Below are 25,286 nucleotides of genomic sequence, written 5' to 3' on the forward strand. Positions count from 1 at the left end.
GGCCGCGCGGCCGTGTGTACATGAGACGCCGACAGGAGCGCCAATGAAGATACTGCTGCGAGCGGTGCTGTTTCTCGATGCCTTGCTTCAACTGCTGCTGGGCATCCTGCTGCTCGCGTCGCCGTTTGCGACGCTATACGCCGCGCTGCAATTGCCGCAGCCGCAACCCGCGCTGTACGGGCAACTGCTCGGTGTGGCGATGGTCGGGTTTGCCTGGCTGCTGGTGCAGGCGACGATCAACGGGCAACTGACTGTCGCGATCGCGCGCACGGTCGGGCAGGTGAATCTGGTCGGCGCGGTGCTGATCGTCGCGTGGACGCTGTTCCTCGACATGCCCGTGCAGGGTGCCGGCAAGATCTGGCTGCTGACGCTGGCCGCGGTGCTCGCGTTCTTCGCGGCCGTGCAGATTCCGGCGGCCAAGCGCGTGCGGCGTCGCGAGCGTGAAGCGCAGCTGGCACGCGATGCCGAGCGTCAGGCCGCGGCGGCGGCCGGGCGTCACCCAGGCGGTCCCGTGGGTCCGGGCGCGCCGATCAACGAAACGACCTATGACGATGCGGTCCGGCCGGCCGGCGCATCGCGCGACTATCCTGAATACCGGCGCGAGCCGGTCATCACGCCGCCGCCGGGGTATGGCCCCGGTACCGAAGTGATGCCCGATCCCGCGACGGAAGAACTGCCATCCCCCCATCATGCACGACAAAATCCTCATTCTTGATTTCGGCTCGCAAGTCACGCAGCTGATTGCCCGCCGTGTCCGCGAGGCGCACGTCTATTGTGAAATCCATCCGAACGATGTGTCCGACGCGTTCGTGCGGCAGTTCGCGCCGAAGGCCATCATCCTGTCGGGCAGCCACGCCAGCACGTACGAGGACCATCAGCTGCGCGCGCCGCAGGCCGTGTGGGATCTCGGCGTACCGGTGCTCGGCATCTGCTACGGCATGCAGACGATGGCCGTGCAGCTGGGCGGCAAGGTGGAGTGGAGCGACCATCGCGAGTTCGGCTATGCCGAGGTGCGCGCGCATGGCCATACCCCGCTGTTCAAGGACATCCAGGACTTCGTGACGCCGGAAGGCCATGGCATGCTGAAGGTCTGGATGAGCCATGGCGACAAGGTCGCCGAGCTGCCGCCGGGCTTCAAGCTGATGGCGTCGACGCCGAGCTGCCCGATCGCGGGCATGGCCGACGTGGACCGCGGCTACTACGCGGTGCAGTTCCACCCCGAGGTGACGCACACGGTGCGCGGCCGCGAGATGATCGAGCGCTTCGTGCTCGGGATCGCCGGCGCGAAGCCGGATTGGGTGATGCGCGACCACATCGAGGAAGCCGTCGCGAAGATTCGGGAACAGGTGGGCGATGAAGAGGTGATCCTCGGCCTGTCCGGCGGTGTGGATTCGTCGGTGGCGGCCGCGCTGATCCATCGCGCGATCGGCGATCAACTGACCTGCGTGTTCGTCGATCATGGCCTGCTGCGCCTGGACGAAGGCAAGATGGTCATGGACATGTTCGCGGGCCGTCTGCATGCGAAGGTCGTGCATATCGACGCTTCCGACCAGTTCCTCGGCCACCTCGCTGGTGTGACCGATCCCGAGCAGAAGCGCAAGATCATCGGCCGCGAGTTCGTCGAGGTGTTCCAGGCGGAAGCGAAGAAGCTGAGCAACGCCAAGTGGCTGGCGCAGGGCACGATCTACCCGGATGTGGTGGAGTCGGGCGGCACCAAGACCAAGAAGCAGACCACGATCAAGAGCCACCACAACGTGGGCGGTCTGCCGGAAACGCTGGGCCTGAAGCTGCTGGAGCCGCTACGCGACCTGTTCAAGGACGAAGTGCGCGAACTGGGCGTCGAACTCGGCCTGCCGCCGGAGATGGTGTACCGCCACCCGTTCCCGGGCCCGGGCCTCGGCGTGCGGATTCTCGGCGAAGTGAAGCGCGACTACGCGGAGCTGCTGCGCCGCGCGGATGCGATCTTCATCGAGGAACTGCGCAAGACCATCGCCACCGAACAGGACGCGGCGGCGGGCCTCTGCGAACCGCATCAGGTGGGCAAGAGCTGGTACGACCTGACGAGCCAGGCTTTCGCGGTCTTCCTGCCGGTGAAGTCCGTGGGCGTGATGGGCGATGGCCGCACGTACGACTACGTCGTGGCGCTGCGCGCGGTCCAGACGACCGACTTCATGACGGCCCACTGGGCCCACCTGCCATACGCGCTGCTTGGCCGCTGCTCGAACCGCATCATCAACGAAGTCCGCGGGCTGAATCGGGTGGTGTACGACGTGTCTGGGAAACCGCCGGCGACGATCGAGTGGGAATAATTCCCCGGCGTTCGCAGGACCTCTGAAAAGCTCACCTTCGGGTGAGCTTTTTGTTTTCTGGTGAAGGTTGCGGCGGTGAATAAATCGGGGAACGGCGATTCCAAAGGGGTAATTCGCAGGCTTATAGTTGTCAGGTGACAACTGCATGGGATGCCATGCCGGAGATTGCAGATGGGACGGGCCATTCATCCGAAGAAAGAAGTCGAGGACGCGCTCAGGCATGCGGAAGCATGCGGTTGGCGCGTCGAGCCGGGCGGTAGTCACGCATGGGGACGGATTTTATTGTCCCGATAACGCGCGGGATTGTCGGTGCGGCGAGTTCTGTATCACCAGCATCTGGAGCACGCCCAGAGACGCCGTCAATCACGCGCGCGCGATACGGCGTGTCGTCGACAACTGCGCCATCCAACAATTTTTGATTCAGGCCGCAAAGCTGCGGGAGGACTAGTCGATGGAATACACCTTCACTCTGAAGTATCAACTGACCGAAGGTCCGCGTGATGCGGACTCGCTGGTCGGGCGGCTCGGCGAGGCGGGTTGCGACGATGCGCTGGTTGGCATTGGGCTGCCAGGGCGGCTCGCGCTTGCGTTCACGCGGGAGGCCGACAGCGCCGATGCGGCGGTGCGCAGTGCGTTGGCGGACGTGCGGCGGGCGGTGCCTGAGGCGCGGCTGATCGAGGTGGCGCCCGATCTCGTTGGGCTCACCGATGTCGCGGAGATGATCGGCGTGTCGCGGCAGAACATGCGCAAGCTGATGTTGTCGCATCCCGGAACGTTCCCGGCGCCTGTGCATGAAGGCAGCGCGTCCATCTGGCATCTGGCGGATGTCCTGGCGTGGTTGCACGCAAAAGGCAGCTATGCCTTGACCATGGAGGCGCTCGATGTTGCGCGCGTGGCATTGCAGGTCAATCTGACCAAGGAGAGCCGACGGCTGCCGCGGAGGGCGGCCAAGGCGTTCGAGGCGCTGGTTGGATAAGGACCGCCAGAGCGACCGGATGGAACCCGCCAGCACGGCGGGTTTTCTATGGACGCGTGATTCGCGGACTGATGTCGATGTCGGACTTCGCCGAAAAATTCTCATATGGGCGCGGGCGTTGCATATTCGAGAGAACGGCTATTCAGCGCACTTTGCGGCGCTGATAGGGTTGTGGTTCGACAACTCTCCGAGTTCGGAATCAGCGTCATGCAAAACAAGTTTCTCAAGAACGCCAAGCCCTCCAAGCTCTCCAAGCCCTCCAAGGCGCCGACTCACTACACCTTCACCCTGAGCTACCAGCTCTCCAAAGACGACCGCGACGTCGACACGCTCGTCGAGCGGCTCGGGATACCGTGCTTCGAGGATGCGCTGATCCGCATCACGCGTAGCGGGCGATTATCGTTGACCTACATCTGCCTCGCGAGCGAGGCGTCGTCATCGATGAGCAGGCGGTGCATCGATTTTCAGATGCTTGTGCCATCGGCAAAATTCCTGTCCTGGGCCCGCCGCGATGGCGCGTACATGCCGTGACCCGCCGAGTCAGCAATTGATCTCGCGCAGATCCCCCCGCGGTTTGAGCATATGGCGATCGCGCGCATTTCATTGCGTTGGTACGGTTCTCTCGTTTCAACCACGGAGCCATTGCAATGCCGACATCGAAGCAGGTGGAATACATGTACATCCTGAATTACCAGCTGGCCCAAGGCGAGAAGGACTTCAATGCCATCGTCGAGCGCTTGAGCGCGGATGGGTACAAGGACGCGCTGGTGGGCATGGGCAGGATGGGTCGATTAACGCTGGAATTGACGTGCAGGTCGTGCGACGCAGAGCAGATGATGGTCGGTATCCAGTCGGTGATCGACCGCGCCGCGCCGACGGCGAAGTTCCTATCCTGGATGCGGCGCGACAAGCCGAGCGCCAGCTGGCGGTGGCCGCTATGGGCGGCGATGCGGCGTTGATGCGGTGTTGATGCGGCGGTGATGCGGTGGGGAGGTGACGAGCGATGCGGAGTGGAGCGAGTGGTGGCGTACAGGGAAAGGTCAGCCTTTTTGTCCACATTGGGGTCGTGGCGAAGTGTCAGAAACTCGCGTATATTTCTGACATGCAACGCCTCACAGAATCCATTCTCGAATACGCCAGACACCTTCCCGAAGGTACGCCTGTGGCGGCCAAGAGCCTGCTGCATTTGGGAAACCGCGCCGCGCTTGACCAGGCGCTGTCGCGTCTGGCCGAGCGCGGTCAGTTGCTCAGGGCCGGCCGAGGCGTGTATCTGATGCCGGTGATGACGCGGTTTGGGCAAAGGGCGCCGTCGGTCGAGCAGGCGGTGGAGGCGCTAGCCACCCAGCGGGGCGAGGTCATCGTCTCGAATGGCGCCGCTGCCGCCAATCGTCTCGGTCTCACGACGCAAGTGCCCGTGCGGTCCGTCTTTCTGACATCCGGGCGGACCCGGACAATGAATCTCGGCAGACAGACCGTAGAGCTCCGTCATGCGCCTCGCTGGCAACTGGCCATGCCGCATCGGCTGGCGGGCCAGGCGGTGCGGGCTCTTGCATGGCTGGGACCTGAACATGCCGAGTCAGCGCTGCAATTGCTCAAGAAGACGCTGCCTGACACGGTCTTCGGTGAACTGGTCGCAGCAGCGCCCCAGTTTCCAACGTGGCTCGCGCGCAGCCTTGGCAAGGTCGCGCATGGCTGACGCTTTTTTGCATCTGTCTCCCGACGATCGGAAGGATGTCCTCAGCATTGCCGCCGATCGCTCGGGGCGACCGGCACATCTTCTTGAGAAGGACGCATGGGTGGTGTGGGCATTGAGAACCCTTTATGCGTCGCCTCTAGGCATACATCTCGTTTTTAAAGGCGGAACATCGCTGTCGAAAGCCTACGGCGTGATCAAACGATTTTCAGAGGATGTCGATTTGACGTACGACATTCGCGCGATTGCCCCGGAGCTCGCAGCCGATCGCAGTGATGGATTGCCGAAGACACGTAGCGAGGAAAGGCGCTGGACCAGCGAGGTGCGTAGCCGTCTCCCACTATGGGTCAGCGAGACGGTGCAGCCCGTCATTGCACACGCGCTTGCGCGAGAGTCTCTGTCGGCTACGATCCGTGTCGACGGAGAAAAGCTGCATATCGACTATGACGCCACTACGTCCGGCACTGGGTACGTTGCACCAAGCGTCATGCTTGAGTTTGGCGCGCGAGCGACCGGCGAGCCTGCAAGCCGGCGCGCCGTGGCGTGCGACGCGGCAGCGTGGGTGGATGAAGTCGTTTTCCCCACAGCAGAGCCTCGGGTCATGCATGCCGAACGGACCTTTTGGGAAAAGGCGACTGCCATCCACGTGTTCTGCTGTCAGGGGCGATTGCGCGGTGAACGCTTTGCGCGTCACTGGCACGATCTCGTGCGGCTCAGTGAGGCGGGCATTGCCGACATGGCAATCGCTGATCGTGCCTTGGCGAGCGCGGTAGCAGGCCATAAAGCGATGTTCTTCGCGGAAAGGGATAAGGGTGGCAACCCGATCGACTACACGAGCGCCGTCAACGGCGGCCTCCAGCTCGTGCCTGCTGGCGATGGCCGAAGCGCGTTGGCGGACGACTATCGCCGCATGGTTGATGACGGGCTTCTTCTCGATGAAGCTGAATCGTTCGACGTTCTGATGGCGCGATGCACGGACCTGTCCTCGCGAGCCAACCGTTTGGCCGAGGCGCTTTTGCAGTCCTCTGTGTAGTGCATACGAAGGGCGTCTCCCGTGAACATGCCAGTGCGATATGCTCCTGTCATTCATTCCGGCGGGGAATAAGGCATGGACAAGCTGCAGGCGATGCGGACTTTTGTGCGGGTGGTGGAAGCGGGTAGTTTTTCGGCCGTGGCGCATGAGGCGGATGTCACGCAGGGAGCGATCAGCAAGCAGGTGGCGGCGCTCGAGGCGGATTTGGGGGCGAAGTTGCTGACGCGCACGACGCGGTCGCTGGCGTTGACCGAGGAGGGGGCGCGGTACTTCGAGCAGGCGCGGCGGCTGGTGGCGGAGATTGCGGAGGCGGAAGGGGCGGTGCGGACAGGGGCGCAGCAGTTGTCGGGGTGGCTGCGTGTGGCGGCGTCGGTCGGGTTTGGGCGTCGCAAGCTGATGCCAATCGTGCAGGATTTTCTCGCCGAGCATCGCAACGTGAAGATCGATCTGCGGTTGCATGACGGGTTTGTCGATCTGGTCGAGCTGGGGATCGATGTCGCGGTGCGGATCGGCGAGTTATCGGATAGCAGTCTCGTGGCGCGGCGGATCGGGACGACGCATCGGATGCTCGTGGCGCATCGCGACTATCTGAGGAAGCTTCCCGCAGGACTGCAGGCACCCAGGACGCCGGAAGATCTGGCGCAGCATAATTGCCTCGTCTACACCGAAACGATCTCGCGCAACGTCTGGCAGTTCACGGCCGGGAAGGGTGCGGAGGTGCCGGCGGGTACGACGAGCGCGGTGCGGATTCAGGGGAATCTGCAGACCAACAGCAGCGAGGTCATGCGGGCGTCGCTGCTGGCCGGCATGGGGATCGGCTACTCGCCGACATGGTTGTTCGATGAAGACCTCGCCAGCGGCGCATTGCAACGATTGCTGCCCGAATGGGAGGCGGTGCCGATGCCGATCCATCTGGTGAGCCCCCAGCAGCGCCGGCATTCGGCGAAGGTGAGGGCGTTCGCGGATGTCGTCAGCCGGCGGTTTCAAGCTGGCGCCAGCATCTCCCCCGGGTAGGCGCCCGTGGCGTTTATTCCATCCCAGACCCGTTGGCCATTGACCCAGACGCCGGCGATGCCCTCGCTCGGCTGAATCGGGTCGTCGAACGTTGCGCGATCGGTGACGGTGGCGGGGTCGAAGACCACGAGGTCGGCGCGCATGCCAGGTCGCAGCAAGCCGCGGTCCGGCAGGCCGTAATACCGCGCGGCGAGGCCGGTCATCTTGTGGATGGCGGTCTCCAATGGCATCAGGCCCCGCTCGCGTACTGTGTCCGCGAGGATGCGCGTGAAGGTGCCCCATTGGCGCGGATGCGGATGCTTGTCGAACGGCAGGCCATCGGAGCCCACCATGCACTGCGCGTCGGACACGATGCGGTCGACGTCCTCCTGGCTCATCAGAAAGTAGATCGCGCCCGCCGGCGACAGCCGCGCGAGCATCTGGTCGTCGTCGAGGCCCAGTTCCCGCTGGACGTCGTCGAAGTCGCGGCCCGAGGCCTCGGGATAGCCTTCCGACCACGTGATCATCGTGCGGCGGGCCAGGCGGACGCGGTCCAGCCGCAGCATCGTCGAGGTGGCCGGGTATGGGTGGCAATCGAGGCAGACGGGTTGCTGCCTGCCGGCCTCGCCAATGCGGGCCAGCGTCACGGCGGAGCGGCCGTGATTGCGTTCGCCCGCCAGCTTGTGGTGGGAGAACACCACGCGCGTGTCGAGCGCGCGGCCGATGTCCAGCGCCTCTTCGATGGCCGCGTCGATATGATCGGCCTCGTCGCGCAGATGCGTGGCATAGATCGCGCTGCTTGCGCGCGACACCTTGCGTAGCGGCTCGCCGACTTCGATGATTTCCTGTGTGGTCGCATGGGCGGCCGGCGGGTAGAACGTGCCCGTGGACATGCCGAAGGCGCCCGCTTCGATCGCCTCCGCGAGCATCGCCTGCATGCGCGCGGTTTCTTCCGGCGTGGCGGGCCGGCTGACATCGTCCATCGCGGCCACGCGTAACGTCGTATGGCCGACGAGGGGGATGACGTTGACGGCGGCGGGCTGCGCGCGCAGCGCGGCGAGCCAGTCGGCAAAGCGGGGAAAGCGGAACAGCTCGCGCGGGCCGAGTAGGTCGAGCGGCTGGGGCAGCTTGTCCACGGACGGGGAAGGCGCGAGGCTGATGCCGCAGTTGCCCGTGACGACCGTCGTGATGCCCTGCGACACCTTGGGCGTCATGTCGCGGTGGGCGAGGAGGTAGCCGTCGTCATGCGTGTGGGAATCGATAAAGCCGGGGGCGACGGTGAGGCCGGCGATGTCGCGGACCTCGATGTCGCGGTCCGCGACGCCATGCGACAGGACGTCGGCGCCGCCATTGCGCTCGACGATCGCCGCGATGCGGTCGCCCTCGATCAGGAGATCGGCGGCGCGCGCCGGCGCGCCGCTGCCGTCGATCACCATGCCGCCCCGTAGCAGCAGGCGCGAAGCGCCAGGAGATTGCGTCATGGCCATCAGTCGAGCTTCTCGATGTGCGCTTCGTCGATCAGCTTGCGCCAGCGCTCGGTTTCCTCGTTGATGGTCGCCTGGAAGTCGGCCGGGCTGCCGCCCGCGGGCACCGCACCGAGCTTGGCGAGGCCATCGCGTACCGCATCGGTCTTGAGCGCGGCATTGGCGGCCTGATTGAGCCTGGCCACGACCTCCGGCGGCGTGCCACGCGGTGCCACGACACCGCCCCACGCCACGGTCTGATACCCCTTGAGGCCCGCTTCGTCGAGTGTCGGCACAGTCGGCAGGATCGGCAGACGCTTGAGACTGCTGACGCCGAGCGCGCGCACCTTGCCCGCCGCGATCTGCGGACCGACTTCCGACGAGTTCGCGAACATGTAGTCGATGCGGCCGCCGAGCAGATCCTGCAGCGCGGCGGGGCCGCCGTTGTAAGGCACGAACAGCACGTTGATCTTCGCCATGCTCTTGAACAGTTCGCCGCCGAGGTGGCCGGTAGTCCCGATACCGGGGGCGCCGAACGACAGCGTGCCGGGGTTCTTCCGGGCCGCGTCGATCAGTCCCTTGACGTTCTGATACGGCGCATCGCTGCGCACGATCAGCACGTTGTACAGGTCGAACGCATGAACGATGGGCACGAGGTCCTTGTCCACGTCATAGGGCAGCTTCTTGAACAGCGAGCGATTGACGGCCAGCGTGTTGACGTTGCCGTAGCCGACGGTATAACCATCCGCGGCCTTGCTCTTGATCTGGAGGATGCCGATATTGCCCGCCGCGCCGGGACGGTTCTCGATGACCATCGGCACGCCCAGCGTGCGCGTCATCTCGTTGGTAACAAGGCGCGAGAGCACGTCGGGCGAGCCGCCCGCCGCGGAGGGGACCACGAACGTGATGGGTTTGTCGGGCCATGCGGCCAGCGCGGGCAACGCGAGCGCGAGGCCGATCGCGGCGACCGTCAGATGTGTCAGGCGGGTCAGGCGGGTCAGGCGTGTCAGGTTACGAGAGAGCGGATACGAGCGAAGCGGGAACATGCGACTTCCTTCGGAAAGACGGCAGGATCGGAGAGAAACGTTGGTATGCAACAAGCGTGCGCGGCGCCCTTGCGGTGGCCTCGCGGCGGCGGTCAAAGCAGCGGTTCGCCGACCCCCACGCGCTCCGTGATGAGGCGATAGTGTTCGGGGCGGCGATGTTTCGCGAAGTTAAAGACATGCTCGCGGAAATGCTCGCCCAGCGTCATGTCGGCCTGGACCGAAATGACCTCGTCCTCTTCGGTCAGCGCGCGTGCGACGATTTCCCCAGTGGGCGCCACGATGACCGAGTTGCCGATCATGTGATGGCCATCCTCGCTGCCGCATTTGGCCGCCGCCGCCACCCAGATGCCGTTCTGGTAGGCATTGGCCTGCAGCGAGATCAGATGCGTGGACGTGCGCAGATGCGCGGGCTCGTTCCAGTGAATGTTGCGCGACGGCGTGTTGTAGCCGAGTACGACGAGCTCGGCGCCCTGCAGCGCCATGACGCGATACGTTTCGGGCCAGCGGCGATCGTTGCAGATGCACATGCCGAAGCGCGTGTCCTGCGTATCGAACACACGGAAACCCAGGTCGCCGACCTCGAAGAACTTCTTCTCGAGGTGCTGGAACGGCGCGTCGGGCTTGTGATCGCTGTGACCGGGCAGATGGATCTTGCGGTATTTGCCGACGATGGCGCCCTCCGCGCTGACGATGATGGACGTGTTGAAAGCCTGCCCATCGGGCGTCAGTTCCGCGTAGCCGAGATAGAAGCCGATGCCGAGCTTCCTGGCTTCGTCGAACAGTGGCTGCGTTTCCGGGCCGGGCATGCTGCGTTCGAAGAAGCGCGCCTGCGCTTCGGCTTCCTCCATCCAGTAGCGCGGAAAGAACGTGGTGAGCGCCAGTTCCGGAAAGACGACGAACGTCGCGCCGCGGCCGCGCGCGTCGCGCATCATGTCGATCAGCCGGCGGACGACGCGGGTGCGGGAGTCGGCGAGATGGACTGGGCCCATCTGTGCCACGGCGAGGCCAAGGGTACGCTTGGATTGCATGCGGGTTCCGTGAGAGTCGGGATGGCGGCGCGGTTCGCGCCATCGATGCGAGCCATTATCGGAACCGCGCGGAGGCGCGTCGAATGACGGTTTGTGCGTCGGTCTTAATCGCGGTTTAAGGCATTGCCCAGCGGTGGTGCGGTGCACACGGACAGTGCGGCGTGCACGGTAGTGGTCAGTGGATCAGGAGGGTCAGGCGGCGGGCGGAGCGGCGGGCGGAGCGGCGACATCGTGCTGCGCCAGCACATTGCGCAGCACGCGGATGAAGGCCTCGGCGACCGGAGAGACGGACTCGGTCCGCAGGTGCACGAGATCCGCGACGATCGGTGCGGCGTTCTCCAGGGGCAGCACGTGGAATCGCGCGCCCGGCCAGCCGCGCAGCAGGAATTCGTCGACGAGCGCGATGCCCGCGCCCGCATGCACGAGCGCGCAGGCGGTATGCGGCAGGCCCGCCTCGATGGCCACGCGTGGCGACTCGCCGACCTCGCGGTAGAGCTTGTCGATGCGCTGGCCGAACGGCGTGTCCGGGGGATAGGCGATGAGCGGATACGGCAGCAGATCCGTCACCGTGACTGACGCGCGCGATGCGAGCGGATGCGATGGCGGGCAGATGCAGACCACGCGGCTGGAGGCGAGCGGCGTGGTGGTCAGCGTCGGATGATCCATCGGCAGCGTCGACACGCCGAGCTCGATCTGCCGGTCGAGCAGTTGCGTCTTCAATTGCGCGTGCGTCATGCACTGGAAATGAATGCGCACGTCCGGGTTGCCGATATGGAATTGCGCGATGGCCTGCGGCACGAGCATCTGGCCGATGCTGGGGCTCGCGCCGACGCTGATCAGCCCGTGACGGCGGTCGGCCAGCTCGTGAATCAGGTCCTCGATGCGCTCGACGCCGCGATACACGAGCTGCACCTCGTGATAGAGCCGGCGCGCTTCCTCCGTCGGATGCAGCCGGCCCTTGATGCGTTCGAACAGGGGGAAACCGAGCCGGCTTTCCGTATAGGACAACATGCGGCTGACCGCGGGCACGGAGACGTGCAGCAGCCGCGAGGCATCGCTCACGGATCCGGTGCTCATCACGGCGCGAAAGACTTCGATCTGCCGCAGGTTCATGACGACCGTCCTCCGCTATGGCTCAGTTGCGCTTCACGGCCCTGCCGGCGCCCTTGTCCACCACGTACGCGCCGGCCTGATGCAGCTGGCCCTCGGTATGTTCGAGCGCCTTGATCGCGCCCTTGCCCTTTCGCGCCAGCAATTGCTCGACGAGCCCTTCCGCGAGCGCGATGCCGGCCGTGATCGACGGGAAGAACGACGGGCTCTCGACCGAGAACAGCAGCGTGCAGTCCGCGTGCAGCGCGATGGGCGCCACCGTGCTGTCGGTCATCGCTACGATCCGGCAACCCGCTTCGCGCGCGGCGTCGGTGACGCGGAGGATTTCCGCGGAGTAGGGGGCGAAGCTGATGACGACGACTGCATCGCGCGCGGTGAGGGCGCGCAATTCCATCTCGAGCGCGCCGGCGTCGCCCCGGATCAACTGGACCGTCGGGCGGAACAGGCGATAGACGTAATGCAGGGTGGACGCGATGGGCGCGCACGAGCGGAAGCCGGCCACATAGACGTTGCCCGCCGCGCTCAGCAGGTCCACGGCCGTCGTCATGGCGGCCGCGTTCTGCTCGCCGGTCACGTCGAGGTTGCGATGCTGCGCGTCGAACATGTCCTTCAGCAGGCGATTGGAGCCACTCGCCTGCACGACCTTGCGCGCGCGGCGCGCGTAGGGCTGCGGACCGCCGCGCATCGACTCGACGAACAGTTCGCGCAGCCCCTGCCAGCCTTCGAAGCCGAGGAACTGTGCGAGCCGTACGAGGGTGGCGGGTTGCACGCCGGCTTCCGTCGCCACCTTGCGCATCGACAGCAGCGGGACCTCCTGCGGATGGTCGAGCAGATATCGCGCGCCGCCCTGGAATTGCGGGCTGAGCTCGGGGAACTGTTCGCGCAGGTGAGCGAGCAGCGCGTCGAGGTGCTGGGGTGGCGCGGGGGTGGGGGTCATGGGTGGCGGGTCGGGATGCGGCGATGTAACGATTGTTGCACAAGTTGGCCGGGACAAGGCACGGGCTGTCCGGCCGGTGGGGCCCGCGGTGCATGGACGGACAACGCCAGATGAATCATTCGATTCCATGATCGCTATGCGTGAAACAAATGTTGCGTTGTGCGGAGCGCGCCCATATACTCTGACCATCGGTCCTCACCACCACACATCATGACCAAGGTCTTCCACCGCAATCCGCGTCAGACGATGCCCATCGCCGCTGGCGGGCAGGGCGTCGAGCTGTTCGACAATCAGGGCAAGCGTTATATCGATGCGTCGGGCGGCGCGGCGGTGTCGTGCCTGGGGCATGGGCATCCGCGCGTGATCGCGGCGATCAGGGAGCAGGTGGAGACGCTGGCGTACGCGCATACCTCGTTTTTCACCACCGAGGTATCCGAGGCGCTGGCGGAGACGCTTGCCGCGTCGGCGCCCGGCGATCTCAACCACGTGTACTTCGTCTCGGGCGGCTCGGAAGCCGTGGAGGCGGCGCTCAAGCTCGCGCGGCAGTACTTCGTCGAGGTCGGGCAGATGTCGCGGCGGCACTTCATCGCGCGTCGGCAGAGCTATCACGGCAATACGCTGGGGGCGCTCGCCATCGGCGGCAATGCGTGGCGGCGTGAGCCGTTCCTGCCGTTGCTGGTGCCCGCGCATCATGTATCGCCTTGTTATGCGTATCGCGATCAGCGCGTGGGAGAGACGGATGGCGAGTATGCGCAGCGGCTCGCGGATGAGCTCGAGGCAAAGATTCTGGAACTCGGGCCGGAGAGCGTGGCCGCATTCGTGGCGGAGACGGTGGTCGGCGCGACCGCGGGCGCGGTGCCGCCGGTCGGCGACTATCTGCGGCGCATTCGCGCGGTGTGCGACAGGTATGGCGTGCTGCTGATCCTCGACGAGGTGATGGCGGGTATGGGGCGCACGGGCTATACGTTCGCGTGCGAAGAGGATGGTGTGGTGCCCGATATCGTGACGATCGCCAAGGGCCTCGGTGCGGGGTATCAGCCGATTGGCGCGATGCTGTCGACGGACCGGATCTACGATGCGATCGTCGGCGGCAGCGGGTTTTTCCAGCACGGCCACACCTATATCGGACACGCGACGGCTTGCGCGGCCGCGCTGGCGGTGCAGCGGACGATTGCCGGGGAGGGATTGCTGGAGAACGTCCGGGCGCGCGGGGAGCAGCTGCGGGCGCGGCTGCGGGAGGTCCTGGGCGCGCATCCTCATGTGGGCGACGTGCGGGGGCGCGGGTTGTTCGTCGGCGTGGAGTTCGTGGCCGACCGCGAAACCAAGGCGACACTCGATCCCGCGCGCAAGGTGCATGCGAAGGTCAAGTCCACGGCGATGCAGAACGGACTGCTGATTTATCCGATGGGCGGCACGGTCGATGGCGTGCGCGGAGACCATGTGTTGTTTGCCCCGCCGTTCATCAGCACCGCGCAGGATATCGACCGGATTGTCGAACGGTTCGCGGCCACGGTGGATGCCGTGTTGCCGGCGTGATGAGACCAATTGGGAAGTCAAAGGAGAGATCGATGACGTCGTCTTCCGATGCGTCGCGGCATGGGTATGTGTTGGCGGTGGCGCCGAACGGCGCGCGCAAGACGCACCGCGATCATCCGCGGCTGCCGATAACGCCCGCGGAACTCGCGCGGTGCGCGCGGGAGTGCCTCGATGCGGGCGCGTCGATGATGCATCTGCACGTACGAAAGGGTGACGGCACGCATAGCCTGGAAGTCGAGGACTACGCGCCGGCGGTAGCCGCTGTGCGTCAGGCCGTGGGGCAGGCGCTGGTCATTCAGTTGACGACCGAGGCGGTGGGGATATATGCGCCCGCGCAGCAGATGGCGGTGGTCCGCGCGTTGCGGCCCGAGGCGGCATCGGTGGCGGTGCGGGAGCTGGTGCCCACGGAGGTTTCTGGGGCCGAGGAGGCCGCGGAGGCTGAGGCGGGCGCCTTCTTTCACTGGATGCGGGATGAAGGGGTCGTCGCGCAGTACATCCTCTACGACGCCGACGACGTGCGGCGTTATGCGGCGTTGCGCGCGCGGGGCGTGATTCCGGCCGATGGGCACTGGGTGTTGTTCGTGCTGGGGCGCTATTCGGTGGGCCAGACGTCGTCGCCCGCCGATCTGGTGCCGTTTCTGGCTGTCTGGCGGGAGCTGGGGCTGGACCGGTCAGGGATCGAATGGGCGGTGTGCGCGTTCGGCCGGCAGGAGGCCGCCTGCGCGGCGGCCGCGATCCTGCTGGGCGGACATGCGCGCATCGGGTTCGAGAACAACATGCTCCTGCCGTCGGGCGAGGTGGCGGCGGACAATGCGGCGTTGCTGGGTGCCGTACGGGCGAGCGTGGATGGACTGGGCTATGGCGTTTGCGATGCGGCGGCCTTGCGCCGGATGACTGCCAGATAACCTTGAGTGCGCGGGCGACACGTTTAGCGGATTTGCACTATGCTCTCGGCTTTCCGGCATCCGCCCCCAAGGAGACCTTGCCCATGTCCCAGACGCCCCTGTCGATGTATGACGCATCGATTCCCGTATTCATCCGCTACCTGACCAACCTGTCGGCGATTCTCGACAAGGGCCTTGCGCATGCGCGGGAGCAGGGCATCGATCCGCAGGAGCTGATCGGCACGCGGCTGGTGGCGGATATGGACGCGTTGCCGGCGCAGATCCAGCGCGCCAGCGATTCGGCCAAGGGTGCCGGCGCGCGGCTCGCGGGCGTGGAAGTGCCGTCGTTTGCCGACGACGAAACCACCTTCGAGGCTTTGCAGGAACGCATCGCCAAAACGATCGGTTTCCTGAAAACGATCCGCCCCGAGCAGCTCGAAGGCAGCGAGTCGCGCACGATCGAGCTCAAGATGCGCACGGGCCCCGTGACGTTCGACGGCAAGACGTTCCTGCTGTCCTTCGCGCTGCCGAATTTCTTCTTCCACGTGACCACGGCGTACGGCCTGCTGCGCCACAAGGGCGTGCAGATCGGCAAGCTGGACTACCTCGGCACGCGCTGAGCCTATTTGGCCCCGGACACGCGCCATATCATGTTGCCGACGTCGTCGGCCACCAGCAGTCCGCCGCGCGTGTCGATCGCCACGCCGACGGGGCGGCCCTGCGCATCGCCATCTTCGTTCAGGAAGCCGGTCAGCACGTCGAATGGCGCGCCGCTCGGCTTGCCCTGATCGAACGGCACGAAGATGACCTTGTAGCCCGAGCGCGGCTTGCGGTTCCATGAGCCGTGCTGGCTGACGATCATGCCGTGCTGGAACTGCGCGGGCAGGCTGCTGCCCTGCGCCGAGGTCAGGCCCAGCGACGCGGTATGCGCGCCCACCGCATAGTCGGGCACGATGGCCTTGGCGACCATGTCCGGCGCGGGCGGTTTCACGCGTTCATCGACGTGTTGCCCGTAGTAGCTGTACGGCCAGCCGTAGAAGCCCCCGTCGCGCACCGAGGTGATGTAGTCGGGCACGAGGTCGTTGCCGATCTCGTCGCGCTCGTTCACGGACGTCCACAGCATGCCGCTGGACGATTCCCACGCCATGCCATTGGGGTTTCGCAGGCCGCTTGCGAACACGCGATGCTGCCCGGTGCGCGGATCGATCTCCCAGATGGCCGCACGGCCGACTTCCTTGTCGATGCCGTTTTCGGCGACGTTGCTGTTGGACCCGACTGTCGCATAGAGCTTCGTGCCATCGGGGCTGGCAATGATGTTCTTGGTCCAGTGATGGTTGAGCGGGCCGGCCGGCAGGTCGACGACCTTCTGCCCCGGCGCGGTGATCGTCGTCTGTCCCGGCGCATACGGGAAGCGGACCACGCCATCGGTGTTGGCCACATAGAAGTCCGCGCCCACGAGCGCCATGCCGAACGGCGAGTTGAGGTTCTGCAGGAATACGGTCTTGACTTCCGCCACGCCGTCGCCATCGGCGTCGCGCAACAGCGTGATGCGGTTGGCACTGGGCACGGTTGCCCCCGCGCGCTTCATGAACATGCTGGAGAACCACGCCTTGATGCCCTTGTTGTCATCGGGCTTCGGCGGCGCGTTCGACTCCGCGACCAGCACGTCGCCGTTGGGCAGCACATAGACCCAACGCGGGTGATCGAGCTGTCCCGCGAATGCCGTCACGGTCATGCCTTCGGCGGGCACTGGCGTCTTGCCGCTCGGCCAGCCCTTGGCCGTCGCGACATGCACGGTCGGGATGGTCTGCTTTTTCGGTTCGGGCAACTGCGGCGTGGGACCGATACCGGCCGACTCCGGCAGCTTCGACGATTCGCCGCAGCCGGCCGCCAGCAGGGTGAACCCGGCCATGAGCGCAGCAGCGAATGTGGACAACGGCAGGGCGGGCATGCGGGGCATGACGACTCTCCTGATTGTTATACCGGCGCGGTTATACCGACGCGGCTATTCCGATAGCAATCCGTGGCGCGCGTGCCAGTCGTGCAACGACTCCTCGGGCCATGTGCCGACATGCTTGTGGCCCTTGCCGCGCGGCACATCGACCCAGGGGGCAACGTAGTCGAGGCCCGCCTCGACTACCTCGGGCGGCTTCGGCAGTGGCGTGTCGATGGCGCTGGCGTGCGGATGCACGAGGTCGGGCCAGCGCGGGTCCCACATCCATAGCGCGCTGCCACATTTGACGCAGAAATGCCGCTGGCCTTTCGAGCGCTTCGGACGCTGGCCGGGCTCACGCATCACGGCGTGATAGATCGCGACGTTCTTGCCGCCGCGCACACGCAGCGTGTTGGCGTCGCCACCGAGATTGATCGCATATCCGCCACCGCCCGCCGTCTTGCGGCAGATCGAGCAGTGGCAATGCATATACGGATAGGGCGAGTCGGATTCAAGACTGAATTGCACAGCGCCGCAATGACAGGATCCTTCCAGATGCATGGTGCCTCCAATGGTGCCCCATCCAGGACGTCGTCAATTAGTGTGGTTCACCGCGCGGGCGTGTGCAAGCCGGACGGCGCCGATTTTGCGTAGGACTGTGGCCTTGTCAGGCTCTGTCTGTCAGCGTGGATGAGTTTTTGTAAGGAGATGTGTGAATGCGGCACCCCGGCCACGATCGGGCTTCTAAACTTCGGCAGGCAAGCAGTACAGGTCTTTGCGACTTGTTTTTCTCAAAACGACTAGAGAGGTCTCATATGTCCAAGAACCGTACCCTTCGTACTTCTGCTCTGATTGGCGCGCTGGCCGCGGGCCTGATGTCCGCCACCGCGTTTGCGCAGACTCCCTCCACCACGGCACCGGCTGCCGGCGCTAACACCGTGCCCCCGGGCTACACGCAAGTGCAGCCGCCGAAGGATCCGCTGGTCGAGCGCCGCGAGCAGCGCCGTGAAGCGCGTCAGGAATACGCCGCCGAGAAGAAGGCCGCCAAGTCGGAGTACAAGCAGGACGTGAACGCGGCGAAGCAGGAGCGCAAGGACGCGTACAAGGCCGCCAACGAGCAGGCCACGCAGCAGCTCCAGCAAGGCACCAAGCAGTAACGTTGCCAGTCAGGGAAGCGTGGCCGGGTGTGCGGCTATACGAGTCGCGCGCCCGGCCACGCGCCGGACATCACGATGTTCCGCACCGACATGCGCACGGCCTGCATGACTTCCCATAGTTCGGGAACAGGCGGCCGGTTCCGCGCCGTCGTCAGCGCGACCTGACGCGTCACCACCGGTTCCACGATCCGCGCCGAATGCAGGCGTCCCTGTGCAACGCGGTCCGCCACGGCCGCGAACGGCAGGATCGTCGCGCCGCATCCATCTTCCACCAGCCGCATCGCCACCGTGTTCGACGCATCGCACTCGAGCGTCATGTTCAGCGCGGTGCCGACACGCGCGGCCAGTTGTTCCGCGAGGACCCGCACCCCATGCCCTGTGCTCGGCAGGATCATCGGCATTTCGCCGAGGCGTCTGGCCGGAAATGTCGCGCCAAGGTGGTTGGCGGAGTGACTCCCGGAGGCGCTCCATGAAGTCGGCGTGACGAGCGTGAGGTCTTCCTCGAGCAGAACGTCGACCTTGAGCGCACCCTGTTGCTCGGGGAGGTACAGCAATGCGACGTCGATCTCGCCGGCGGCCAGCCAGGCGAGGATCGGGCTGGCAAGGCCTTCGACGAAGCGTACCTTCGTGGCGGGAAAACGCTGCTTGAGCGCAGCCGCAATCGCCGCGAAAGCCGTATTCGCAATGGTCGGCTGCGCGGCAATGACCATCTGCGCCGGACCGCTCGCGGTGGAGGCGCGCACGGCCGCGCGCGCCTCGCTCAGTGTGCTGGCGACCTGCCGCGCATAGGTCAGCAGCGTGTTGCCGGCTTCGGTCAGCACCACGCCGCGGCCGCTGCGATGGAACAGCCGCGCGTCGAGCGCGGCCTCCAGCCGGGCGATCTGGCGGCTGACCGTCGACTGGTCGGCACCGAGCTCGAGCGCCGCGCGCGAGATGCTCTGCGTGTTGGCCACGCAGACGAAGCAGGCAAGGTCGTCCGAGTTCAGCGACATGGCGCCGTGCGTAGCGTTTACGCCTTGGGCGTATCGCCGATCTGGAACGAGGCCATATGCTCGAGCGCGCGCACCATGCCCGAGTGGTCCCACGCCGCGCCGCCCTGCGCGACGCACACGTTGAACAGCTGCTGCGCGGACGCCGTGTTCGGCAGGGCCATGCCGAGCGCCTTCGCGGTGGACAACGCGAGGTTCAGGTCCTTCTGGTGCAGTTCGATGCGAAAGCCCGGATCGAACGTCCGCTTGATCATCCGTTCGCCGTGCACTTCGAGAATGCGCGAGCTCGCGAAGCCGCCCATCAGCGCCTGTCGCACGCGAGCGGGATCCGCGCCGGCCTTGGCCGCCAGCACGAGCGCCTCGCCGACGGCCTCGATCGTCAGCGCCACGATGACCTGGTTGGCCACCTTGGCCACCTGCCCGTCACCGACGTTGCCGACGAGCGTGATGTTCTTGCCCATCAGCTGCAGCAGCGGCAGCACGCGATCGAACACTTCCTGCTTCGCGCCGCACATGATCGACAGCGTCGCGGCCTTGGCGCCGACCTCGCCGCCGGAGACGGGCGCATCGACATATTCGCCGCCGAGCTGCTCGATCTTCGCCGCGAATTCCCGAGTTTCGATCGGCGAGATCGAGCTCATGTCGATGACGACCTTGCCCTTGCCGATGCCTTCCGCCACGCCGTTTTCGCCGAACAGCACGCGTGCGACGTCGGGCGTGTCCGGCAGCATCAGGACGATGACCTCCGCTTCGCGCGCGACGTCGGCCGCGCTGTCGCGCGATTGCAGGCCCGCGTCGAGGAGGTCCTTCGGCACGCCGCTGCGCGTATGCGCAAGGACGGTGTGGCCGCCTTGCTGGAGATGGAGCGCCATGGGCTTGCCCATGACGCCGAGTCCGATGAATCCGATCTTGCTCATGTCACGTTCCGGTTGTGTCAGTCAGTCGGCAAACTTCTGCCGCAGCGCGCGCGTGGCATCGCGCAGGAGGCCGTGGTCGAGGCCTACCGCGACGAAGTGCGCGCCCATATCCAGATAGCGGCGCGCTTCCGCTTCCACCGGCGTGAGGGTACCGATGGCCTTGCCCGCGCGATTGGCCGCATCGTAGATGCGCTGCACGGCCGCCTGCACGTCGGGATGGTTCGGATTGCCCAGATGACCGTAGGCGGCCGCGAGGTCGTTGGGGCCGATGAAAATGCCGTCCACGCCGGGCTCGGCGCAGATCTCGTCGATCGCCTCCACGCCCTTGCGGCTTTCCACCTGTACGAGCACGCAGATGTTCTCGTTGACGGTCTTGAAGAAGTCCGGCAGCGTGCCGTAGCGGTTCTGGCGCTGGATGCCGGACACGCCGCGAATGCCGTCGGGCGGGTAGCGCGTGGCGCGTACCGCGCGCCGTGCTTCCTCGGCCGACTCGACGAACGGAATCAGGAAGTTGTAGAAGCCCACGTCCAGCAGGCGCTTGAGCATGACGGGGTCGTTCCACGGCGGCCGCACGACGGGCGCGCTGACGCTGTCCTTGAGCGCCATGAGCTGCGGCACGAAGGTCAGCACGTCGTTGGGCGAGTGCTCCCCATCGAGCAGGATCCAGTCGAAGCCGGCGAGGCCGACGATCTCGGTGGTGATGGGATGGCCCAGCGAACTCCAGCAGCCGATCAGGCGCTTGCGCGCCAGCACGTCCGCGCGGAACTTGTTCGGCAGGGGAGACAGGTGGGGCAGGTGAGGCGGGTGAGTTTGGGCAGGGGCGGTACTCATGGTGTCTCCGGAAATTCAGTCGAGCGCCAGCCGCGTGAGCGGTCCCGGCGATTTGCCGCGCGATTGCAGTACGCGCGCGGCCGCGTCATCGAGTTGCGACAGCGTGCCCGCGTCGATGGGAATCGTCTCCGCGCGGAGCTGGCGCCATTGCCGTTCGGGGTCGCCGGGGAACAGGATCTCCTCGGTGCCGGGCTGCATGCGCGACGCCTTGACCCACTCGACGAAAGCTTCCACCTCGTGGCCGAACGTGGTGCTCGTGCCGAGACGCGCGGGGTCAAACACGATGGCCAGCATGTTGTTCCACACCGCGTGCTCGTGCGTGAGCGTTTCCGGACGGATGGTGTGGCCGCCGGTGACGGCCGCGCCGAGCAGCTCGCACATCATCGCGAGCACGTAGCCCTTGTGCTCGCCAAACGTGCGCAGCGCGCCGTGGGGACCGCCGGCCATCGGGAACATGATCGACGGGTCGTTCGTCGGGTTGCCGTGATCGTCGATCAGGCATCCCGGCGGCACGGGCACGCCCTTGTTGTTGGCCACGCGCACCTTGCCGAGCGCGATCGCGCTGGTGGCGAAGTCGAGCACCAGCGGCGGACGGCCCGGAATCGGCACTGCGATCGTGAACGGGTTGGTGCCGAAGCGCGCGTCGTAGCCGCCGTGCGGCGCGACGATCGGCTTGGACAGCACGTTGACGAAGTGGATCGAGATCATGCCCGCGGCCGCGGCCTGTTCGGCCCAGTGCCCGACGCGGCCCAGATGGTGCGCGCGGCGCAGGCCAAGCACGCATACGCCATGCTCCTTCGCGCGCGCGATGCCCACGCGCATCGCCTCTTCGGTCACGGCCTGGCCCATGCCCCGGTTGGCGTCTAGGCTCACGATGCCGCCCGACTCGTGGACCACGCCCACGCGCTGGTTCAGCTGCAACTGGTCGGCCTGCCACGACAACACGTACTTGGGGATCATGCCCACGCCATGCGAGTCGTGGCCGGACTGGTTGGCCAGCACGAGGTGGTCGGCGGTCAGGCGCGCCTCGCGCGCGTCGGAGCCCGCGGCGAGCCAGAGGTCCTGCACCCACTGGTGCAGGGCGGCTGCGGGAATGCGATGTTCGCTCATGCTGTCGATTACTCCAGTCGAATGTTGGCCACTTTGATCAGTTCCGCCCATTTGGCGACTTCACGCTTCTGGAACGCGCCGAGTTCCGCCGGACCGGCGCCGGACGGCTCCACGCCGAGCGCGGCCAGCTTGGCGCGCATGTCGGGCTCGCGGATGATCTTGCCGATCTCGGTGGCGAGCTTGTTGACGATGGGGGCCGGCGTGTTGGCCGGCGCGAAGATGGCCTGCCACGACACGATCTCGTACCCCTTGAGGCCCGCTTCGGCCATGGTGGGGACATCGGGCAGTTCGGCCGAGCGCTTCGGGCCCGTGGTGGCCAGCGCGCGGAACTTGCCGGACTGGATCATCGGCACCGCGGCGACGCTGTTCTCGAACACGAGGTCCACCTGATTGCCAAGCAGGGCCTGCACGGCCTGGCTGCTGCCCTTGTACGGGACATGCGTGAGCTTGAGGCTGGCCATGTTGGCGAACAGTTCGGCCGACAAATGCTGCGAGGTGCCGTTGCCCGACGAGCCGAAGTTGATCGCGCCCGGTTTGGCTTTGGCGGCGGCGATCACGTCTTCCACGGACTTCCACGGGCTGCTTGCATTCACCACGAGCACGTTGGGCAGCGTGCCGATCAGCGCCACGGGCTGGAAGCTCCTGACCGGGTCGTACGGCATCTTGGGGTACAGGCTCACATTGATCGAATGGGAGCTGATGGTGCCGCCGACCAGCGTGTAACCGTCGGGGGCGGCCTTGGCCACGTAGTCCGAGCCGATATTGCCGCCGGCGCCGGGCCGGTTTTCCACGACGACCGACTGGCCGAGCACCTGCGACAGACGCTGGCCGATCAGGCGACCCAGCAGGTCCGTGGTGCCGCCGGCGGCGAATGGGACGACATAGTTGATGGGCTTCGTGGGGTATTTATCGGCCGGCTCCGCTCGCGCGACGGGGGCACTGGCCATGCATCCAAGACAAACCGCGGCCAGCAGCGGCCGCATCATGCGATGAGGAAAGGGCATTGCGTGGTCTCCTGTTGCTTTGCTTTGTAGTATTCAGGGCGTCAATGCGTACGCGCCGTCAGCAAATCTACACGCCCATGCGGGGTATTGCCTTGCATAATTCGCATAACAGAAATGCACGATAGACCGCGCGTCGCGCGGCGTCAAACGGAACAATCGCAGACAATCCATTTTTTCCCGCCACGTCTTTCCTTCCACCCATCCCTCACGCTCCGCCATGACCGCTCCGACTCCTTCTTTCCCGGCCCGCACCGGTGGCCGCGTCCTCGTCGATCAACTGCGCATCCACGGCACCGATCGCATCTTCTGCGTGCCGGGCGAGAGCTTTCTGGACGTCCTCGATGCGCTGCATGACCAGCCCGCGATCGACCTCGTGGTATGCAAGCACGAGGGCGCGGCAGCGAACATGGCCGAGGCCGATGGCAAGCTGACAGGCAAGCCGGGCGTCTGCATCGTGACGCGCGGGCCGGGCGCCACGCATGCCAGCATCGGCGTCCATATCGCGCAGCAGGACTCGACGCCAATGATCATGTTCGTCGGGCAGATCGCGCGCGAGCAGAAGGGACGGGAGGCGTTTCAGGAGGTCGACTACGTCGCGGTGTTCGGCACGCTGGCCAAGTGGGCGGTGGAGATCGACGATCCGGCGCGCATTCCCGAGATCGTGGCGCGCGCGTTTCAGGTGGCGACGTCCGGCCGGCCCGGGCCGGTGGTGATCGCGCTGCCGGAGGACGTCCTCGACAACCTGTGCGAGACGGTCGATGCGGCGCCGTATCGGGTCGTCTCCGCCGCGCCGCGGCCCGAGGATGCCGCGGCATTGGCGGCGGCGCTGGCTTCGGCGAAGCGTCCCCTCGTGATTGCGGGCGGCGCGAACTGGACGGCCGCCACGGCACGGGATTTCGCGGCGTTCGTGAAGGCCTGGAACCTGCCGGTGGCATGCGCGTTCCGTCGGCAGGACACGTTCGATAACCGCGATCCGCACTATGTGGGCCACCTCAGCCTCGGCGTCAGTCCGAAGCTGGCGGAACGGGTGCGGAGCGCGGATCTGATCGTTGCGTTCGGCACGCGGCTCGGCGATATCGCCACCGATAGCTACACGCTGTTGGAGGTGCCGCGTCCCATGCAGAAACTCGTGCATATCCATGCCGACAATGCCGAGCTGGGGCGCGTGTATCAGGCGGATTTGCCGATTCATGCCGGCGTCGAGCCGGGGGCGGCGATGCTGGCTTCGCTCAAGCCCGCCACGGCGCCCGGGTGGGGCGAGTGGACGGCCGGCGCGCGGGCCGAGCACGAGGCGTTTGTTGCCGTGCCCAGGCCGCATCCTGAACTGACGGGTGTCGATATGGCGGCGGCAATGGCGCATTTGAACGACGTGCTGCCCGCGGATTCGGTCTTGACCAATGGGGCGGGTAACTACACCGTCTGGCTGCATCGCTTCTACGCGTACAAGCAGCCGAGGACGGAGCTCGCACCGACCTGCGGAGCGATGGGCTACGGGCTGCCGGCGGCGATCGCGGCCAAGCTGCGGTCGCCGGAGAAGACGGTCATCGCGCTGGCGGGGGATGGGTGCTTTCTGATGTATCCGCAGGAGATTGCCACGGCCGCCGCGCATGGGGCGAATCTGATTGTCGTCGTGGTGAACAACGGGATGTACGGGACAATCCGGATGCATCAGGAACGGCGCTATCCGGGGCGTCAGAGCGGGACGACGATTCCTTCGCCGGACTTCGTCGGCATGGCGCGGGCTTGCGGGGCGGTGGCGGAGCGGATCGAGCGGACGGAGGACTTTCCGGCGGCGCTCGAGCGGGCGAGGGCGGCTGGGCAGCCGGCGCTGATCGAGCTCGTGACCGATCCGCGGCAGATCACGCCGGCGATGCGGGTGGCGGATCTGCCGGCTTGATGGGGTCTCAGCGGGTCTTGGCGGATCTTCGGAGTTCCCGGGCGGTCCCGGGCTCCGGTTTAGAACAGGGACCCTTGCAGGCGCGAAGCGGGCCGGGGAAACGGACGCTGGAAGGGGCGCGAGAACGGGCGCGCGGGCCGGTGGCTCGCCGCCGTGGCACCGTCCGCTTCGGGCTGGTCCGCGCCGAGGATCTGGCGAATGCGGGCCAGATAGCGCTCGCCTACCGCGCGGTGCGTCCTGGCCGCTTCCTCGCGGAAGGTGCCGCGGGACGGCGGGCGGAGGCCGAGGCTCCGGCAAATCGTTGACAGATAAGGCTTTTCACCGTCGGTGGCGGCCTGGTGTGCGGCGCTCTGCAGGGCAGCGTCGCCGACGCGGACCCGGAGCCATGCCAGTACCTGGCGGTCGTATTCGTTGTGCACCCGGACGAGGTCTTCCATCTC

General features: G+C 66.0%; 26 protein-coding genes and 1 pseudogene. 14 read left to right on the forward strand and 13 right to left on the reverse strand.

The window, feature by feature from the left end; all coding sequences use genetic code 11:
* Positions 1-43 precede the first annotated feature (43 nt).
* The 9 genes and pseudogenes from KHP16_RS06455 to KHP16_RS06490 all read left to right on the forward strand — a co-directional run bounded on the left by KHP16_RS06455 (position 44) and on the right by KHP16_RS06490 (position 7,025).
* Entirely contained in the window at positions 44-715 is a 672-nt protein-coding gene (locus KHP16_RS06455; RefSeq protein WP_109581223.1) for a hypothetical protein, read from the forward strand.
* Positions 690-2,309 (forward strand): glutamine-hydrolyzing GMP synthase, encoded by a 1,620-nt coding sequence (guaA, locus tag KHP16_RS06460; protein WP_109581222.1) that lies wholly within the window; start codon positions 690-692, stop codon positions 2,307-2,309. The genes KHP16_RS06455 and guaA overlap by 26 nt, the downstream gene beginning before the upstream one ends.
* A 171-nt stretch (positions 2,310-2,480) precedes the next feature.
* Positions 2,481-2,757: pseudogene (locus KHP16_RS28310) on the forward strand (hypothetical protein).
* Between the two features lie 3 nt (positions 2,758-2,760).
* On the forward strand, positions 2,761-3,285 hold the full coding sequence (locus KHP16_RS06465) for a helix-turn-helix transcriptional regulator (protein ID WP_121490979.1): 525 nt from the start codon (positions 2,761-2,763) through the stop codon (positions 3,283-3,285).
* A gap of 207 nt (positions 3,286-3,492) precedes the next feature.
* A complete protein-coding gene (locus tag KHP16_RS06470) occupies positions 3,493-3,816 on the forward strand; it encodes a hypothetical protein (RefSeq protein WP_109581220.1) in 324 nt (107 codons plus the stop codon).
* Positions 3,817-3,932: 116 nt separating this feature from the next.
* A complete protein-coding gene (locus KHP16_RS06475) occupies positions 3,933-4,244 on the forward strand; it encodes a hypothetical protein (RefSeq protein WP_109581219.1) in 312 nt (103 codons plus the stop codon).
* Positions 4,245-4,387: 143 nt separating this feature from the next.
* Positions 4,388-4,981 (forward strand): DUF6088 family protein, encoded by a 594-nt coding sequence (locus tag KHP16_RS06480; protein WP_211959770.1) that lies wholly within the window; start codon positions 4,388-4,390, stop codon positions 4,979-4,981.
* Positions 4,974-6,011, forward strand: a complete 1,038-nt coding sequence (locus tag KHP16_RS06485; protein ID WP_211959771.1) for a nucleotidyl transferase AbiEii/AbiGii toxin family protein — start codon at positions 4,974-4,976, stop codon at positions 6,009-6,011. The genes KHP16_RS06480 and KHP16_RS06485 overlap by 8 nt, the downstream gene beginning before the upstream one ends.
* 75 nt (positions 6,012-6,086) lie before the next feature.
* Complete coding sequence (locus KHP16_RS06490; protein WP_109581218.1) at positions 6,087-7,025, forward strand: LysR family transcriptional regulator; 939 nt, start codon at positions 6,087-6,089, stop codon at positions 7,023-7,025.
* Here the strand turns inward: KHP16_RS06490 and KHP16_RS06495 are convergent.
* From KHP16_RS06495 to KHP16_RS06515, 5 genes are all read right to left on the reverse strand, one after another.
* Entirely contained in the window at positions 6,995-8,485 is a 1,491-nt protein-coding gene (locus KHP16_RS06495; protein WP_211959772.1) for an N-acyl-D-amino-acid deacylase family protein, read from the reverse strand. The genes KHP16_RS06490 and KHP16_RS06495 overlap by 31 nt on opposite strands.
* A gap of 5 nt (positions 8,486-8,490) precedes the next feature.
* A complete protein-coding gene (locus tag KHP16_RS06500) occupies positions 8,491-9,513 on the reverse strand; it encodes a Bug family tripartite tricarboxylate transporter substrate binding protein (RefSeq protein WP_211959773.1) in 1,023 nt (340 codons plus the stop codon).
* 92 nt (positions 9,514-9,605) lie between these two features.
* Positions 9,606-10,541 carry an N-carbamoyl-D-amino-acid hydrolase gene (locus KHP16_RS06505; protein ID WP_211959774.1) on the reverse strand — a complete coding sequence of 312 codons (936 nt, stop codon included), beginning with the start codon at positions 10,539-10,541 and terminating at the stop codon, positions 9,606-9,608.
* 192 nt (positions 10,542-10,733) lie between these two features.
* The gene (locus tag KHP16_RS06510; protein ID WP_121490975.1) at positions 10,734-11,654 is read right to left on the reverse strand and encodes a LysR family transcriptional regulator; all 921 of its coding nucleotides are present in this window, start codon (positions 11,652-11,654) and stop codon (positions 10,734-10,736) included.
* Positions 11,655-11,676: 22 nt separating this feature from the next.
* Positions 11,677-12,588 (reverse strand): MurR/RpiR family transcriptional regulator, encoded by a 912-nt coding sequence (locus KHP16_RS06515; RefSeq protein WP_109581214.1) that lies wholly within the window; start codon positions 12,586-12,588, stop codon positions 11,677-11,679.
* Between the two features lie 210 nt (positions 12,589-12,798).
* Here KHP16_RS06515 and KHP16_RS06520 point away from each other — a divergent pair, with 210 nt between their 5' ends.
* From KHP16_RS06520 to KHP16_RS06530, 3 genes are all read left to right on the forward strand, one after another.
* Positions 12,799-14,124 carry an aspartate aminotransferase family protein gene (locus tag KHP16_RS06520; protein ID WP_211959775.1) on the forward strand — a complete coding sequence of 442 codons (1,326 nt, stop codon included), beginning with the start codon at positions 12,799-12,801 and terminating at the stop codon, positions 14,122-14,124.
* Positions 14,125-14,156: 32 nt separating this feature from the next.
* Positions 14,157-15,029, forward strand: a complete 873-nt coding sequence (locus KHP16_RS06525; protein ID WP_211959776.1) for a beta-keto acid cleavage family enzyme — start codon at positions 14,157-14,159, stop codon at positions 15,027-15,029.
* Between the two features lie 83 nt (positions 15,030-15,112).
* Entirely contained in the window at positions 15,113-15,628 is a 516-nt protein-coding gene (locus KHP16_RS06530; protein ID WP_244835658.1) for a DUF1993 domain-containing protein, read from the forward strand.
* A gap of 2 nt (positions 15,629-15,630) precedes the next feature.
* Here the strand turns inward: KHP16_RS06530 and KHP16_RS06535 are convergent, their stop codons facing one another.
* Together KHP16_RS06535 and KHP16_RS06540 are read right to left on the reverse strand one after the other, a co-directional pair.
* Positions 15,631-16,959 carry a PQQ-dependent sugar dehydrogenase gene (locus KHP16_RS06535; RefSeq protein WP_415831208.1) on the reverse strand — a complete coding sequence of 443 codons (1,329 nt, stop codon included), beginning with the start codon at positions 16,957-16,959 and terminating at the stop codon, positions 15,631-15,633.
* Between the two features lie 54 nt (positions 16,960-17,013).
* Positions 17,014-17,502: a GFA family protein gene (locus tag KHP16_RS06540; protein WP_109581211.1), complete on the reverse strand. Its 489-nt coding sequence runs from the start codon at positions 17,500-17,502 to the stop codon at positions 17,014-17,016.
* A 254-nt stretch (positions 17,503-17,756) separates the two neighbouring features.
* Between KHP16_RS06540 and KHP16_RS06545 the strand changes: the two genes are divergently transcribed.
* Positions 17,757-18,098: a hypothetical protein gene (locus tag KHP16_RS06545; RefSeq protein ID WP_109581210.1), complete on the forward strand. Its 342-nt coding sequence runs from the start codon at positions 17,757-17,759 to the stop codon at positions 18,096-18,098.
* Positions 18,099-18,133: 35 nt separating this feature from the next.
* Here the strand turns inward: KHP16_RS06545 and KHP16_RS06550 are convergent, their stop codons facing one another.
* Genes KHP16_RS06550 through KHP16_RS06570 form a run of 5 tightly spaced genes read right to left on the reverse strand, consistent with a single transcriptional unit; the run spans position 18,134 to position 22,949 of the window.
* Positions 18,134-19,090 (reverse strand): LysR family transcriptional regulator, encoded by a 957-nt coding sequence (locus KHP16_RS06550; protein ID WP_109581209.1) that lies wholly within the window; start codon positions 19,088-19,090, stop codon positions 18,134-18,136.
* Positions 19,091-19,107: 17 nt separating this feature from the next.
* Complete coding sequence (locus tag KHP16_RS06555) at positions 19,108-20,004, reverse strand: 2-hydroxy-3-oxopropionate reductase (protein WP_109581208.1); 897 nt, start codon at positions 20,002-20,004, stop codon at positions 19,108-19,110.
* Between the two features lie 21 nt (positions 20,005-20,025).
* The gene (garL, locus tag KHP16_RS06560) at positions 20,026-20,835 is read right to left on the reverse strand and encodes a 2-dehydro-3-deoxyglucarate aldolase (protein ID WP_109581207.1); all 810 of its coding nucleotides are present in this window, start codon (positions 20,833-20,835) and stop codon (positions 20,026-20,028) included.
* A 15-nt stretch (positions 20,836-20,850) separates the two neighbouring features.
* Positions 20,851-21,945 carry a malate/lactate/ureidoglycolate dehydrogenase gene (locus KHP16_RS06565; protein WP_115952204.1) on the reverse strand — a complete coding sequence of 365 codons (1,095 nt, stop codon included), beginning with the start codon at positions 21,943-21,945 and terminating at the stop codon, positions 20,851-20,853.
* 8 nt (positions 21,946-21,953) lie between these two features.
* On the reverse strand, positions 21,954-22,949 hold the full coding sequence (locus tag KHP16_RS06570) for a Bug family tripartite tricarboxylate transporter substrate binding protein (RefSeq protein WP_115952205.1): 996 nt from the start codon (positions 22,947-22,949) through the stop codon (positions 21,954-21,956).
* A 217-nt stretch (positions 22,950-23,166) separates the two neighbouring features.
* Between KHP16_RS06570 and KHP16_RS06575 the strand changes: the two genes are divergently transcribed.
* Positions 23,167-24,846, forward strand: coding sequence for a thiamine pyrophosphate-binding protein (locus tag KHP16_RS06575; protein WP_211959778.1), 1,680 nt, complete (start codon positions 23,167-23,169; stop codon positions 24,844-24,846).
* A 59-nt stretch (positions 24,847-24,905) separates the two neighbouring features.
* Here KHP16_RS06575 and KHP16_RS06580 read toward each other — a convergent pair whose 3' ends face one another.
* A complete protein-coding gene (locus KHP16_RS06580; RefSeq protein WP_244835659.1) occupies positions 24,906-25,283 on the reverse strand; it encodes a hypothetical protein in 378 nt (125 codons plus the stop codon).
* Positions 25,284-25,286 lie beyond the last annotated feature (3 nt).

This window comes from Cupriavidus plantarum (assembly GCF_905397285.1).
Classification (GTDB): Bacteria; Pseudomonadota; Gammaproteobacteria; order Burkholderiales; family Burkholderiaceae; genus Cupriavidus; species Cupriavidus plantarum.